The sequence below is a fragment of the Alloyangia pacifica genome (assembly GCF_003111685.1).
Classification (GTDB): Bacteria; Pseudomonadota; Alphaproteobacteria; order Rhodobacterales; family Rhodobacteraceae; genus Salipiger; species Salipiger pacificus_A.
In genome coordinates, this window is the sequence record NZ_CP022192.1 from 132634 (window position 1) to 145265 (window position 12632).

Sequence of the window (12632 nt, forward strand, 5' to 3'; positions counted from 1 at the left end):
GCGTGACCGGATGCGGCGCGTCATCCGGATTTGTTCGCGGCGCAAGGCGTGACCTGAGCCTGGGGGGTCTCACGGCACCGTCGATCCGCGCACGATCAGTGTCGGCGGCGGGCTGGCCAGATGGGTGGCTGCCGGATGGCCTTCGATGAGGTTCAGCAGCGCATCCGTGGCGGTTGTGGCGACGGAGTCGAGCTGCAGGTCGATGGCGGTCAGCGCCGGCGTCTCCGCGCGCGCGCGCAGCCCGTCGTAGCGCGTCGCCACGCGCACATCCCCCGGAATGCTGAGACCGGCCAGGCGCAGCGCGTCCATGGCCCCTGTGGCCTGGGCGTCCACCGGCACCAGCAGGCCGTCGGTTTCCGGATGTGCCGCGAGGTGGCGGGTGACGCTGCGGGCGGCACCGGCCTCTCCCTCCGCCTCGTCGATGCGCAGCACCGTCGGCGTCATGCCGATCTGCGCCGCGCGCTGACGGTAGCGGGCTTCGAACACCTCGTAGTAGCGCCGGGCGCCGGTGCCGATCAGCAAGGGGACGTTGCGCGCCCCGACCTCGAGCAAGTGATCGATCAGCAGGTCCGCCGTCTGCGCGTAGTTCAGATCGACATGGGCCGAAACCGCCCCATGCGCCTCGCCGATGGCCACCGTCGGAACCTCGCGCGCGGCCAGCAGCGCAAGGAACGGGTCGTCGCGCGTCGGCTCGACAAGCAGCGCCCCGTCAAAGGGCACGTTGCGCAGCGCGGTCTCGGGGTCGCGAATCGGCGGCACCAGCACCAGCGCGACGTTGCGCGACAGCGCCGCCAATGCCGCCGAGCCGGCGATTTCCATCAGGAAGCCGAGCTTCGAGGGACCCGCCGCCACCGCCGTCGCCATGGAGGAGAAGAGCGCGATGGTGTTCGCGCGGCCGGTCCGCATTCCCCGCGCCGCCATGTTCGGCACATAGCCCAGCTCGCGCACGGCCTGGTCGATGCGCGCCCGGGTCTCGTCATCCACGCGCCGCTTGCCGCTGAGCGCGTTGGAGACGGTCCCAGGCGAGACCCCGGCGAGTCGCGCCACATCCACGACCGTGGCGCGCTTTTGCCCTGCTTTGACCTGTCCGCTCATCCTCGTCTCACCCCCTTGGCGCCCCGGCTGCACAAAATTTCGGCGCGCAGTCCTGCTGCATCGGCTTTTTCGCCCTTGTGATGATTAAAACGTTTTAACGGTGAGCCAGCAAGTGAGAAGAGTTGTTAAAACGATTTAATGGAACGGAGGATCCGATGACTGCCCATGTGATGACCCGCCCCGAAACCAAGCCGGTCGAGCAGGTAACGCTGCGCCGCCGCCGCACCGGGTTGACCGCCCATGACCCCGTCCGAAGTGCCGGGGGCTACACGCTCTTTGCCGGACAGACGGCCGAGGGCCGCGTCGACCTGGTGGATATCGACGGCGGCCTTGCGCACCGCTGGCAGATGCCGGTGCGCGCCGGGCGCGACGCGGTGATCTTGCCGAACGGCAACCTCGGCTACAACGGCAGCCATGCCAGCTCGGCGGCGCTCTACCCGGCCTGGGATCTCTGGCACGGCGGCGATTTCTACGAGGCGACCCCTTCGGGCGAGATCGTCTGGCGCCACGAGGACATCTTCCATCACCACGACGCGCAGTGGCTGGCGAACGGCAACCTGCTCTACACCGTCGCCGCCCCCCTGCCCGCCGAAAAGGCCGCGCGGGTGCAGGGCGGCGATCCCCGCAAGGACGGCGCCGACGGGGTGATCCAGTCCGACATCGTGCGCGAGGTGAACCGCAAGGGCGAGACGGTCTGGGAATGGCGCATTTGGGATCACCTCGATCCGGCGGATTTCCCGATCCATGCCATTTTCGACCGGCGGCACTGGCCGATGATCAACGGGCTTTCGGTGACCAGCGGCGGACTTGTGTTGATGAGCCTGCGCACCACCTCGGGCGTCATCGCCGTGGACCGGCTCACCGGCAAGGTGGTCTGGCACGTCGGCCCCGATGTGGTGGCGCAGCAGCACACCCCGGTCGAGATGGAGGGCGGCAGCGTGCTGTGTTTCGACAACGGCAACCTGCGGCAGGGCTCGACCTCGCCCTTCTCGCGCGCGCTGGAGTTCGACCCGACGACCGGAAAGACCGTCTGGAGCTACACCGACCCGATGCCGCCTTCGTTCTTCTCGCCCTACATGGGCGGCTGCCAGCGGCTGTGGAACGGCAACACCTTCATTTGCGAGAGTGCCTTCGGTCGGCTCTTCGAGGTGACGCCCGAGGGCGAGACGGTCTGGGAATATGTGATCCCCGATTTTGCCGAATACCCCGAGCCGCTGTCCAAGTTCATCCTCGGCGCGCACAACTCCTGCTTCCGGGCGCACCGCTACAAGCAGGAGCAGGTGTCATGGCTGTGACTGAGCTGAGGCAGCCCGCCCGCCCGAGACCGCGCCGGAGCCCCGCGCGGATCGCCGCCCGTACGCTTGCCGCGAGCGCCGAGATGGGAAAGCCCATGCTCTCCTTCCTCTTCGTGCTGGCGATCTGGGCGGCCGTGGGCGCGCTGAAGCTGGTGCCGGAGGCGATCTTCCCGGCGCCCTGGTCGGTCTGGTCTGCGACGGTGGAGATGTGGCAGACCGGCGCGCTGCCCAAGGATCTGGCGGTTTCTTGCAGCCGCGCCGCCATCGGCTTTGCCATCGGCGCCTCGCTTGGCGTGGTGCTGGGGCTGCTGACCGGGCGCGTGGCGCTGGTCCGCACGCTGCTGGGGCCGTTCCTGTCGCTGCTGCGCCCGATCCCGGCGATCGCGCTGGTGCCCGTTGCCATCGTCTGGTTCGGCATCGGCGAGGGCTCGAAGTATTTCGTCATCTCCTACACGGTCTTCCTCGCGGTCTGGTTCAACACCCACCACGGCATGGAATACGTGCCGGACATCTACCTGCGGGCCTCGCGCAGTCTTGGCGCCTCGCGCCGGCGCGAGTTCCTCACCGTGGTGATCCCCGCCGCCGCCCCCTACATCTTCGCCGGGCTGCGGCTCGGGGTGGCGCTGGCCTTCCTGAGCCTCGTCGCCGCCGAGCTGTCGGGCGCCTCCTCGGGGCTTGGCTACCGGCTGCAGGAGGCGCGGCAGTATATCCGCACCGACCGGATGTTCTCGCTTCTCATCATCCTCGGTGCGCTGGGGGCCACGGTTGATCTGATCGTGCACCTCATCGGCCGCCGGATCGTCCACTGGCAGCAGGGGTAGGATCATGGTCACCATACCACTCCACGGTGACGTGCGGATCAATGACGTCGCCATCACCTTCAAGGGCAAGCAGGGGCCGGTCACCGCGCTCGAGAGCACGACGCTGCGGCTGCACCCGGGAACCTTCACCGCATTGATCGGGCCTTCGGGCTGCGGCAAGTCCACGCTGATGAACGCCATCGGCGGCTTCGTCGAGCCCTCGTCGGGCGCGATCACCATCGACGGTGCCGCCGTCCGCGGCCCATCGGACAAGGTCGGCGTGATCTTTCAGCAATACGCGCTCTTCCCGTGGTTCACCGCGCTTGGCAACGTTCGCTTCGCGCTGCGCCGCTTCGGCCTGCCCAAGGCCGAGGAGATCGACCGCGCCCGCGCGGCGCTGGCCGAGGTCGGGCTCGCGCAGCATGCCGGGAAGGTCCCGCAGGAACTTTCGGGCGGCATGAAGCAGCGCGTGGCCATCGCGCGCACGCTGGCCTGCGAGCCCAAGGTGCTGCTGATGGACGAGCCCTTCGGCGCGCTCGACGCGCAGACAAGGATCGGCATGCACGAGCTGCTGCTCAAGGTCTGGGAGCGCCACCGTGCCACGGTGCTCTTTGTCACCCACGACGTGGACGAGGCGCTGCTTCTGGCCGACGACGTGCGGGTGATGAGCCACGCGCCGGGCCGGCTGATCCGCCACTACCCGCTGAGCCAGCCCCGGCCCCGCGCCTTCAACCGGTCGGGCTCGGAACTGCTGGACATCCGCGAAGAGATCCTCGGCCTGCTGCGCCCGCAGAAGGCGCAGGCCGAGCTGCACTGACCCTACCGAAACCAACAGGAGAGAGACAATGACCGCATTGACCAGACTGGCCCTCGGAACCGCGCTGGCGCTGACCCCGGGCCTTGCCGTGGCCGAGAGCCTCGTCTTCGGCTGGAGCCCCAACCCGCAGACCCCTCAGGTCGACATGGCGCTCGAGAAGGGCTATTTCACCGACGCCGGGCTCGAGGTCGAACTGGTGCCCTTCAACTCCGGCCGGGCGGGCTTCGAGGCGCTGCTCGGCGGGCAGGTGGACGTGGTCTTCATGGCCGAGTTCCCCGCCGCCACCGGCGCGCTGATGGGGCAGGAGTTCGCCATCGTCGGCGATCTTGCCCGCTTCACCGGCTCGCGGGTGATCGGCAATGCCGGGGCCGGTCCACTTGACAGCCCCGCCGACCTTGCCGGCCGCCGCATCGGGACCACCATCGGCACCAACGTGCACTATTTCCTCGACAAGGCGCTCGAAGGCGCGGGCGTCGAGGCCGAGATCGTCTCGGCCGCGCCGCCGGATCTGGTGCCCGCCGTGGTGCGCGGCGACGTTGATGCCATCGTTCCCTTCCCGACCTTCTACGGCGCAGCAAAGGACACGCTGGGCGAGGACTACCTCGAGCTGCGCGCGCCGGGCTACGAGGTGCATTACATCCTCGCCGCCACGCCCGAGATGACCGGCGAGAAGTCTGACACGCTCGCGGCCTTCATGGGCGCGCTGGCCAAGGCGGATGCCGATGTCGCCGCCGACCCGGAGGCAGCGATGGCGGCGGTGTCGGCCTCGATGCAGGGCGCGATCTCGACCGAGGCGCTGGCCACCATGTGGCAGGACGTGGAGATCGGCCTGACGCTGGACGAGGGGCTGGCCGAGCTGATCCGCTCCGAGGCCGACTGGATCCTTGGGCAGGGCGTGATCAAGGCAGAGCCGCTCTCCGACGCGGCGCTGGCCGCCTATTTCGCCCCTGCCGCCCTGGAGGCCGCGCAGAAGTAGGGTCAACGCCCGGGGCCTTCCTGCAAAGGGCCCCGGTCCTGCGATCGCGGCTCTGTCCCGCGCTACACCGCCACCTGTCTGCGCAGCCGTCCGCCGGGCCGCGGCGCCAGGATCTCGGGAAAGGGTTTTTGCAGGCGGGCTTCGGCCATGAGCACGATCTCTGCCGCGGCGCGGGCATCCTCGCCCGCGTCATGGTGGCGGAAATCCAGTCCCAGGGCCGTCTTCAGATGGGCAAGACCATGACCGCCGTTGCCCTTGAACTCGGGCCAGGCGAGGCGCGCCACCTTCACGCTGTCGTGCCATTTCAGCGGCTGCGGGGGACGGCCGCAGGCCTCGGTGGCGCTGCGGATCGCGCGCGCGTCGAAGCTGCTGTGCTGGACCAGCAGGTGTCGCTCGAGGAAATCCCCGAGCGCGTCGAGGAGCGCCGCGAACGTGGGCTCGCCCGACACATGCGCGGCGGTGATCCCATGGATCCGCACATTCATGCCGTCGAACCTGCACTTCGGGTCGATCAGCAGGGTAACGACCTTCTCGACGTCGCTGTCGCTGACGCAGGCAAGACCGATCTGGCAGATGCTGCCCGCGTCCGAGTTCGCCGTCTCGACGTCGACCGCCACGAAGCGGAAGGACTTGTGAAGGATTGCCGCGAGCCCGGCCCCTGCCGGTCCCCGTCCCTGTCCCGGTGACGCGCCGCGTAAGAGTTCATTTCCCATGCTCTGCCCCAAATCCCTGTCCAGCCTCGGGACCGGTTTGCCTCGGGAAGGCGGTCGAGGGCAACCTCGCCCGCGGGGGAAAGGGCCCCCGCGTCGCTTTCGGCGATCCACCACCCGGGCCCCGTCCCTGCGCTCAGGGATGGCCGAGCCGCTTCAGAAGATCCCGCAGCTTGCGCGCGTCGCGCTTGCCGAGACGGCGCTCGAGCGCGGCCTCATAGTCCTGTGCCGCGGCGGAGAGGCGGCGAAACGCCTCCTGCCCCGGCGGGCGCAGCGACAGGCGTTCGCTGCGCCGGTCCTCGGGGCTGGTGACCCGCGCGAGGAAGCGCTTTTCCTCCAGCGCGCGCACCGCGCGCGAGACCTTCGTCTTGTGGATCGAGGCACGTTCCGAGATCTCCTTGGCGGTCATGTCGCCATGGCGGCCAAGGTGGAAGAGCACGCGCCACTCGGTCCGCAGCATCCCGTAGAGATCGCGGTAATTTCTTGAAAACACGTCGCTCTGCGCTTCGGCTGCCTGGTTGAGCAGATAGGGCGTGAAAGCGGAAAGTTCAAAGATATCAGAGTGATCGCGCTCTTCTTCCCGAGGTTTGACCATTCCGAGAATCTCCCTTGTTAGTTACAAAAGTAACTAACAACATGTCATCGATACGTCGAGGGAGGACTTCGCAGATGAATGACCTGAGCAAGATCTCGGGGCTGACACGCGCGGCCGGCATCAGCGCGCTGCACGAGGGGTACATGCCGGGCTTTGGCAATGACTTCGAAACCGAGGCCCTGCCCGGCGCGCTGCCCGACGGGAGGAACTCGCCGCAGCGCTGCGCTTACGGTCTCTATGGCGAGCAGCTCTCCGGCACCGCCTTCACCGCCCCGAGCCATCAGAACGAGCGCACCTGGTGCTACCGCATCCGCCCGGCGGTGAAGCACACCGGCCGCTTCTCGAAGATCGACGTGCCTTATTGGCAGTCGGCGCCCAACGTCGATCCGGATGTGATCAGCCTTGGCCAGTACCGCTGGGATCCGGTGCCGCATGCGCAGGAAAGCCTGACCTGGCTCACCGGCATGCGCACGATGACCACGGCGGGTGACGTCTACACGCAGGTCGGCATGGCCAGCCACATCTACCTCGTTACCGCCTCGATGCAGGACGAGTATTTCTATTCCGCCGACAGCGAACTTTTGGTGGTGCCGCAGGAGGGCCGGCTGCGCTTTTGCACCGAGCTCGGGGTGATCGATCTCGAGCCCAAGGAGATCGCCATCCTGCCGCGCGGGCTGGTCTACCGCGTGGAGCTGATCGACGGGCCGGCGCGCGGCTTCGTCTGCGAGAACTACGGCCAGAAGTTCGACCTGCCGGGCCGCGGTCCGATCGGCGCCAACTGCATGGCCAACCGCCGCGACTTCAAGACGCCGGTCGCCGCCTTCGAGGACCGCGACGCGAAAAGCCGCGTGGTGATCAAGTGGCAGGGCCAGTTCCACGAGACCTGGATCGGGCACTCGCCGCTCGACGTGGTGGCCTGGCACGGCAATTACGCGCCGGTGAAATACGACCTGCGCACCTATTGCCCGGTCGGCGCGATCCTCTTCGATCACCCCGACCCGTCGATCTTCACCGTGCTGACCGCGCCTTCGGGCGTCGAGGGCACCGCCAACATCGACTTCGTGCTGTTCCGCGAGCGCTGGATGGTGGCCGAGAACACCTTCCGTCCGCCGTGGTACCACAAGAACGTCATGTCCGAGCTGATGGGCAACATCTACGGCGAATATGACGCCAAGCCGCAGGGCTTCGTGCCGGGGGGGATGAGCCTGCACAACATGATGCTGCCGCACGGGCCGGACAACGAGGCCTTCGAGAAGGCCAGCTTCGGCGAGCTGAAGCCGGGCAAGCTCGACAACACGATGAGCTTCATGTTCGAGACCCGCTTCCCGCAGCACCTGACGCGCTTCGCCGCCAAGGAGGCGCCGCTGCAGGACGATTACATCGACTGTTGGGACAGCCTGAAGAAACGCTTCGACGGCACGCCCGAGGGCAACTGGGACTGAGCCGCCGCGGGAAAGGGGGATGGCGCCGCCGGCCCTTCTTGGCCCGCGGGAAACTCACCCCCGGCGTCCTTGGCCCGGCGTATTGGAAAGAGAAGAAGGGGCGGGATGCCTCTGGAAGGACTGCAATGAACTTGATGCAGAGCTGGGTCGGCGGGGCCAATGAGCCCGAGTGCGATTTCCCGCTGAACAACCTGCCCTACGGGGTCTTCGACGATGGCCGCGGCGCGCGCATGGGCGTGGCGATCGGGGACTTCGTGCTGGACGTGGGCGCGGTGGACCATGGGCAGGATCCGGCGCTTTTTGCCGCGCCCGAGTGGAACGCGGTGATGGCGGCGGGCCTCGAGGTCTGGGCGGCGCTGCGCGCGCGGCTGACCGAGCTCCTGGGCGATGAGGCGCATCGCGCCGCGGTGGCGCCGCACCTCGTGCCGCTTGAGAGCGCGTCGCTGCTGATGCCCTTCGTGGTCAGCGAATACACCGATTTCTATGCCGCCAAGAACCACGCCTTCAACGTCGGCTCGATGTTCCGGGGTCCCGAGAACGCGCTGCCGCCGAACTGGCTGTCGATCCCCATCGGCTACAATGGCCGCGCCTCCTCGGTGGTGGTTTCGGGCACCGAGGTGCGCCGGCCCTGGGGCCAGTTGAAACTGCCCGACGCCGAGCTGCCGGTCTTCGAGCCCTGCCGCCGCTTCGATCTCGAGCTGGAGATGGGCGCCATCGTCGGCATGCCCTCGCAGGGCATGGTCTCGGTCGCCGAGGCCGACGCGATGATCTTCGGCTACGTGCTGCTCAACGACTGGTCGGCGCGCGACATCCAGGCCTGGGAGTACCAGCCGCTGGGCCCGTTCCAGTCGAAGGCGACGGCGACCACGATCAGCCCCTGGATCGTCACCGCCGCGGCGCTGGCGCCCTTCCGCACCGCGACGCCGGAGCGCGAGCGCGAGCTGCTGCCCTACCTGCGCGAGCCGGGACCGATGCTCTACGACATCGACCTCGAGGTGGCGCTGGCCCCCGAGGGCGGCGCGGAGACGGTGATCTCGCGCACCAATTATTCGCAGATGTACTACTCTGCCGCGCAGCAGCTTTGCCATCACACCAGCAGCGGATGCGCCATGCGCACCGGCGACATGCTGGGCTCGGGAACGATCTCGGGCACCACCCCGGACAGCCGCGGCTCGCTGCTGGAGATCAGCTGGGGCGGCAAGGAGCCGCTCGAGCTGCCCGGCGGCGCGACCCGCAGTTTCCTCGAGGATGGCGACACGCTGACCCTTCGGGGGGCCGCGCAGGGCGACGGCTACCGCATCGGCTTCGGCGCGTGTTCGGGCAAGGTCCTGCCCGCCGTGCCGCAGCCCGACTGGACAAAGGAATAAAGGAGGCTCTCATGGCCAAGGCATTCGCGTCGCAAGGCGACATGGAAGAAAAGAAGATCAGCTTCACCGAGGTGGGCGAGGGGCTCTATGCCTTCACCGCCGAAGGCGATCCCAACACCGGCGTCATCATCGGCGACGAGAGCGTGATGATCGTCGAGGCGCAGGCCACCCCGCGGCTGGCGCGCAAGGTGATGGACTGCGTGCGCTCGGTCACCGACAAGCCGATCAGCCATCTGGTGCTGACGCATTATCATGCGGTGCGGGTGCTCGGCGCCTCGGCCTATGGCGCGCGCGAGATCATCATGTCCGACACCGCCGCCGCCATGGTGGAGGAGCGCGGGCAGGAGGACTGGGACAGCGAGTTCGGCCGCTTCCCGCGGCTCTTCCAAGGGCACGAGGAAATCCCCGGGCTGACCCGCCCCACGACCACCTTCAGCGACCGGATGACCGTCTACCTTGGCAAGCGCCGGGTCGACATCATGCACCTCGGCCGCGCCCATACCGCCGGCGACGCGGTGATCTGGGTGCCCGACCAGGAGGTGATGTTCACCGGCGACATCGTCGAGTTCCACTCGGCCTGCTACTGCGGCGACGGCCATTTCGCCGATTGGCCCGAGACGCTTGCCAATATCGCCTTCTACGAGCCCAATGCCATCGCGCCGGGCCGGGGGGATGCGCTGGTGGGTGAGGCGCAGGTGGCGCAGGCGCTGGAGAACACCGCCGATTTCGTGCGCTCGACCTACAAGCCGGTGGCCCGCGTCGTGGCCCGAGGCGGCTCGCTCAAGGAAGCCTGGGACGCGGTGCGCGCCGAGTGCGACCCGAAGTTCGCCGATTACGCGATCTACGAGCATTGCCTGCCGTTCAACGTGGCCCGCGCCTACGACGAGGCCCGCGGCATCGACACGCCGCGCGTCTGGACCGCCGAGCGCGACCAGCAGATGTGGGCCGACCTGCAGGGCTAAGCGCCCTTCGGCGCGGGGTGCTGCGCCGGACACGATACGAGAACACCCCCGCGCGGCCCGGTGGAGGAGCCCGGCCGCGCGACCAAGGGAGGAGAGAGAATGCCCGCATACAGCTACGCCCCGCAGCCCTTCGTGCGTCCGCCCGAGCTTGACGGCGCCGCTACCGGCGCGCCGGTGGCCATCGTCGGCGCCGGCCCCATCGGGCTGGCCATGGCGATCGACCTGGCGCTGCAGGGCATCCGCTCGGTGGTGCTCGACGACAACAACGTCGTCTCGGTCGGCAGCCGGGCGATCTGCTGGGCCAAGCGCACGCTCGAGATCTTCGACCGGCTCGGCGTCGGCGAGCGCATGCTCGAAAAGGGCGTGACCTGGAAGGTCGGGCGGCTGTTCCACGGCGACGAGGAGGTCTACAGCTTCGACCTGCTGCCCGAGGAGGGCCACAAGTACCCGGCCTTCATCAACCTCCAGCAATATTACGTCGAGCAGTACCTGCTCGAGCGGGCCCGCGAATTTCCCGAGCTGATCGACGTGCGCTTCCTGTCGAAGGTGGTGGACCATGCTGCCAGCGCCGAAGGCGTGACGCTGACCGTCGAGACCCCCGAGGGGCCCTACGAGCTGGCGGCGGACTGGCTGCTGGCCTGCGACGGGGTGAAATCGGCAACGCGCGAGCGCATGGGGCTAGACTTCACCGGCCAGACCTTCGAGGAGCAGTTCCTCATCGCCGACATCGAGATGGACCAGAGCCCCTTCGGCGATCCCGGCATCGCCGAGCGCTGGTTCTGGTTCGACCCGACCTTCCACCCGGGCAAATCGGCGCTGCTGCACGCGCAGCCCGACAATATCTACCGGATCGACCTGCAGCTCGACCTTGGCGCCGATGCCAAGCTTGAGGCCAGGGAGGAAAAGGTCATCCCGCGCATCAGGGCGATCGTGGGCGACCGCCCGTTCCGGCTCGACTGGCTGTCGGTCTACAAGTTCCGCTGCATCAAGCTCGAGCGCTTCGTGCATGGCCGCGTCGTCTTTGTCGGCGACAGCGCCCATGTGGTCAGCCCCTTCGGCGCGCGCGGCGGCAATGGCGGCATTCAGGATGTGGACAACCTCGGCTGGAAGCTGGCGGCGGTGCTGAAGGGCGAGGCGGATCAGACGCTGATCGAGAGCTACCACGAGGAGCGCAGCCACGGCTCGGCGGAAAACATCCTCAACTCCGCCCGCTCGACCAACTTCATGACGCCGAAGACCCCCATCGAGGCCCTCTTCCGCCGCGAGACGCTGCGCATGGCCCACGACCAGCCCTTCGCGCGGCGGCTGATCAACTCGGGGCGGCTCTCGCTGCCCTGCTCGCTCGAGGGCTTTGCGCTGCAGACACCGGGCGAGGGCCTCGTGCGTCCCGGTCAGCCGATGGTCGACGCGCCGGTGGGCAACGGTTGGCTGCTGCCCCTGCTGCAGGGGGCCTTCACGCTGGTCGGCTTTGGTGAGATCGCGCTGCCCGACGTGGGTGTGCGGCGTCTCGGCATCGGCCAGTCGGATCACCCCTACCCCAGCCATGACGACCGCGCGGGCTATGCGCTGCAGCGCTATGGCACCGGGGTCGCCTATCTCGTGCGGCCCGATGGCCATGCGGCGGCGGTGTTCCACGGCGAGGTGCCAGAGCCGGCATTGAGAGAGGCGCTGGCCCGCGCCATGGGCCGCAGCTGCGAAAGGGAGATGGCGTGATGCGCGAGATCTACGAGATGGGGCTCGGCGCCCGCGGGGACGAGGCCTACGAGGCGCTCATGGCGGCGCACGAGGGGCTGACCGAGGCGCAGAGCCACGCGCTCAACGTGCGGATCGTGCTGCTGCTGGCCAACCGCCTCGGGGACGTGGACGCGCTGAAGACGATCCTCGAGACGGCGCGCTCCTATGGCTGACGCGGTGCTCTACGACTACTGGCGCTCGTCCGCCAGCTGGCGGGTGCGCATCGCGCTGAACCTCTCGGGGATCGACTGGGAATGCCGCCCGGTGGACCTGATGGCTGGCGATCAGCGCGGCGCCGCGCATCTGGCGCGCAACCCGCAGGGGCTCGTGCCGGTGCTCGAGATTGACGGGTTGCGCCTGACCCAGAGCCTCGCCATCCTCGACTACCTCGAGGAGACCGGCCGGCTGTCGCTGCGCCCGGAGGCGCCGGCGCAGGCGGCGCGGATGCGCGCCATCGCGCTGGCCATTGCCTGCGATGTGCACCCGGTCTGCAACCTGCGCGTCGCGGCCCATGCCGCCGCGCTGACCGGACAGGACGACACCCGCGCCGACTGGATGCGCCACTTCATCCGCCCCGGGCTCGAGGCGGTCGAGGCCCTGCTCGACGAGACCGGCCCCTATTGCATCGGCGCCGCGCTGACCCAGGCCGACCTGTGCCTGATCCCGCAGCTCTACAACGCCGCGCGCTGGGGGGTGGAGACCAGCGATCTGACGCGGATCAGCCGCGTCGCGCGAGCCTGCGCGGAGCTTGACGCCTTCCGCCGCGCCGCGCCCGAGGCGCGGCTCCCCGCCGCCGTCTGATCCGAACCGTGCCCGGGCAGTGGCGCCCGCAGCTCCAA

Annotated in this window: 13 protein-coding genes and 1 pseudogene; 10 read left to right on the forward strand and 4 right to left on the reverse strand. The window is 68.4% G+C overall.

Annotated elements, in window-relative coordinates; translation table 11 throughout:
* Positions 1-69: 69 nt before the first annotated feature.
* Both CEW88_RS22130 and CEW88_RS25330 read right to left on the reverse strand, forming a co-directional pair.
* On the reverse strand, positions 70-864 hold the full coding sequence (locus CEW88_RS22130; protein ID WP_438839490.1) for a substrate-binding domain-containing protein: 795 nt from the start codon (positions 862-864) through the stop codon (positions 70-72).
* Between the two features lie 117 nt (positions 865-981).
* Positions 982-1095: pseudogene (locus tag CEW88_RS25330) on the reverse strand (LacI family DNA-binding transcriptional regulator); the annotation flags it as partial.
* Between the two features lie 170 nt (positions 1096-1265).
* Here CEW88_RS25330 and CEW88_RS22135 point away from each other — a divergent pair.
* From CEW88_RS22135 to CEW88_RS22150, 4 genes are read left to right on the forward strand one after another with little or no spacing between them, the layout of a single operon-like run.
* Positions 1266-2390 (forward strand): aryl-sulfate sulfotransferase, encoded by a 1125-nt coding sequence (locus CEW88_RS22135; protein ID WP_108970623.1) that lies wholly within the window; start codon positions 1266-1268, stop codon positions 2388-2390.
* Positions 2381-3211: an ABC transporter permease gene (locus CEW88_RS22140; RefSeq protein ID WP_108970550.1), complete on the forward strand. Its 831-nt coding sequence runs from the start codon at positions 2381-2383 to the stop codon at positions 3209-3211. The genes CEW88_RS22135 and CEW88_RS22140 overlap by 10 nt, the downstream gene beginning before the upstream one ends.
* A gap of 4 nt (positions 3212-3215) precedes the next feature.
* Positions 3216-4007, forward strand: a complete 792-nt coding sequence (locus tag CEW88_RS22145; protein WP_108970551.1) for an ABC transporter ATP-binding protein — start codon at positions 3216-3218, stop codon at positions 4005-4007.
* Positions 4008-4035: 28 nt separating this feature from the next.
* Complete coding sequence (locus CEW88_RS22150) at positions 4036-4983, forward strand: ABC transporter substrate-binding protein (protein WP_108970552.1); 948 nt, start codon at positions 4036-4038, stop codon at positions 4981-4983.
* A gap of 62 nt (positions 4984-5045) precedes the next feature.
* Here CEW88_RS22150 and CEW88_RS22155 read toward each other — a convergent pair whose 3' ends face one another.
* Complete coding sequence (locus CEW88_RS22155) at positions 5046-5696, reverse strand: 3'-5' exonuclease (RefSeq protein ID WP_108970553.1); 651 nt, start codon at positions 5694-5696, stop codon at positions 5046-5048.
* 133 nt (positions 5697-5829) lie between these two features.
* Positions 5830-6288, reverse strand: coding sequence for a MarR family winged helix-turn-helix transcriptional regulator (locus CEW88_RS22160; protein WP_108970554.1), 459 nt, complete (start codon positions 6286-6288; stop codon positions 5830-5832).
* A gap of 74 nt (positions 6289-6362) precedes the next feature.
* Between CEW88_RS22160 and hmgA the strand changes: the two genes are divergently transcribed.
* The 6 genes from hmgA to maiA all read left to right on the forward strand — a co-directional run bounded on the left by hmgA (position 6363) and on the right by maiA (position 12594).
* Positions 6363-7730, forward strand: coding sequence for a homogentisate 1,2-dioxygenase (hmgA, locus tag CEW88_RS22165; RefSeq protein ID WP_108970555.1), 1368 nt, complete (start codon positions 6363-6365; stop codon positions 7728-7730).
* Between the two features lie 125 nt (positions 7731-7855).
* The gene (gene fahA / locus CEW88_RS22170; protein ID WP_108970556.1) at positions 7856-9097 is read left to right on the forward strand and encodes a fumarylacetoacetase; all 1242 of its coding nucleotides are present in this window, start codon (positions 7856-7858) and stop codon (positions 9095-9097) included.
* 11 nt (positions 9098-9108) lie between these two features.
* Positions 9109-10059 (forward strand): MBL fold metallo-hydrolase, encoded by a 951-nt coding sequence (locus tag CEW88_RS22175; protein WP_108970557.1) that lies wholly within the window; start codon positions 9109-9111, stop codon positions 10057-10059.
* Between the two features lie 99 nt (positions 10060-10158).
* The gene (locus CEW88_RS22180; RefSeq protein WP_108970558.1) at positions 10159-11772 is read left to right on the forward strand and encodes an FAD-dependent oxidoreductase; all 1614 of its coding nucleotides are present in this window, start codon (positions 10159-10161) and stop codon (positions 11770-11772) included.
* Positions 11772-11966, forward strand: a complete 195-nt coding sequence (locus tag CEW88_RS22185; RefSeq protein WP_108970559.1) for a DUF2783 domain-containing protein — start codon at positions 11772-11774, stop codon at positions 11964-11966. Before CEW88_RS22180 ends, CEW88_RS22185 begins: the two co-directional genes overlap by 1 nt.
* Complete coding sequence (maiA, locus tag CEW88_RS22190; protein WP_108970560.1) at positions 11959-12594, forward strand: maleylacetoacetate isomerase; 636 nt, start codon at positions 11959-11961, stop codon at positions 12592-12594. Before CEW88_RS22185 ends, maiA begins: the two co-directional genes overlap by 8 nt.
* The last annotated feature ends 38 nt before the right edge of the window (positions 12595-12632 follow it).

Coding starts and splice junctions, on each gene's coding strand:
- CEW88_RS22130 (WP_438839490.1), bottom strand. CDS start 864: ATGGCGACGGCGGTGGCGGCGGGTCCCTCGAAGCTCGGCTTCCTGATG.
- CEW88_RS22135 (WP_108970623.1), top strand. CDS start 1,266: ATGACCCGCCCCGAAACCAAGCCGGTCGAGCAGGTAACGCTGCGCCGC.
- CEW88_RS22140 (WP_108970550.1), top strand. CDS start 2,381: ATGGCTGTGACTGAGCTGAGGCAGCCCGCCCGCCCGAGACCGCGCCGG.
- CEW88_RS22145 (WP_108970551.1), top strand. CDS start 3,216: ATGGTCACCATACCACTCCACGGTGACGTGCGGATCAATGACGTCGCC.
- CEW88_RS22150 (WP_108970552.1), top strand. CDS start 4,036: ATGACCGCATTGACCAGACTGGCCCTCGGAACCGCGCTGGCGCTGACC.
- CEW88_RS22155 (WP_108970553.1), bottom strand. CDS start 5,696: ATGGGAAATGAACTCTTACGCGGCGCGTCACCGGGACAGGGACGGGGA.
- CEW88_RS22160 (WP_108970554.1), bottom strand. CDS start 6,288: ATGGTCAAACCTCGGGAAGAAGAGCGCGATCACTCTGATATCTTTGAA.
- hmgA (WP_108970555.1), top strand. CDS start 6,363: ATGAATGACCTGAGCAAGATCTCGGGGCTGACACGCGCGGCCGGCATC.
- fahA (WP_108970556.1), top strand. CDS start 7,856: ATGAACTTGATGCAGAGCTGGGTCGGCGGGGCCAATGAGCCCGAGTGC.
- CEW88_RS22175 (WP_108970557.1), top strand. CDS start 9,109: ATGGCCAAGGCATTCGCGTCGCAAGGCGACATGGAAGAAAAGAAGATC.
- CEW88_RS22180 (WP_108970558.1), top strand. CDS start 10,159: ATGCCCGCATACAGCTACGCCCCGCAGCCCTTCGTGCGTCCGCCCGAG.
- CEW88_RS22185 (WP_108970559.1), top strand. CDS start 11,772: ATGCGCGAGATCTACGAGATGGGGCTCGGCGCCCGCGGGGACGAGGCC.
- maiA (WP_108970560.1), top strand. CDS start 11,959: ATGGCTGACGCGGTGCTCTACGACTACTGGCGCTCGTCCGCCAGCTGG.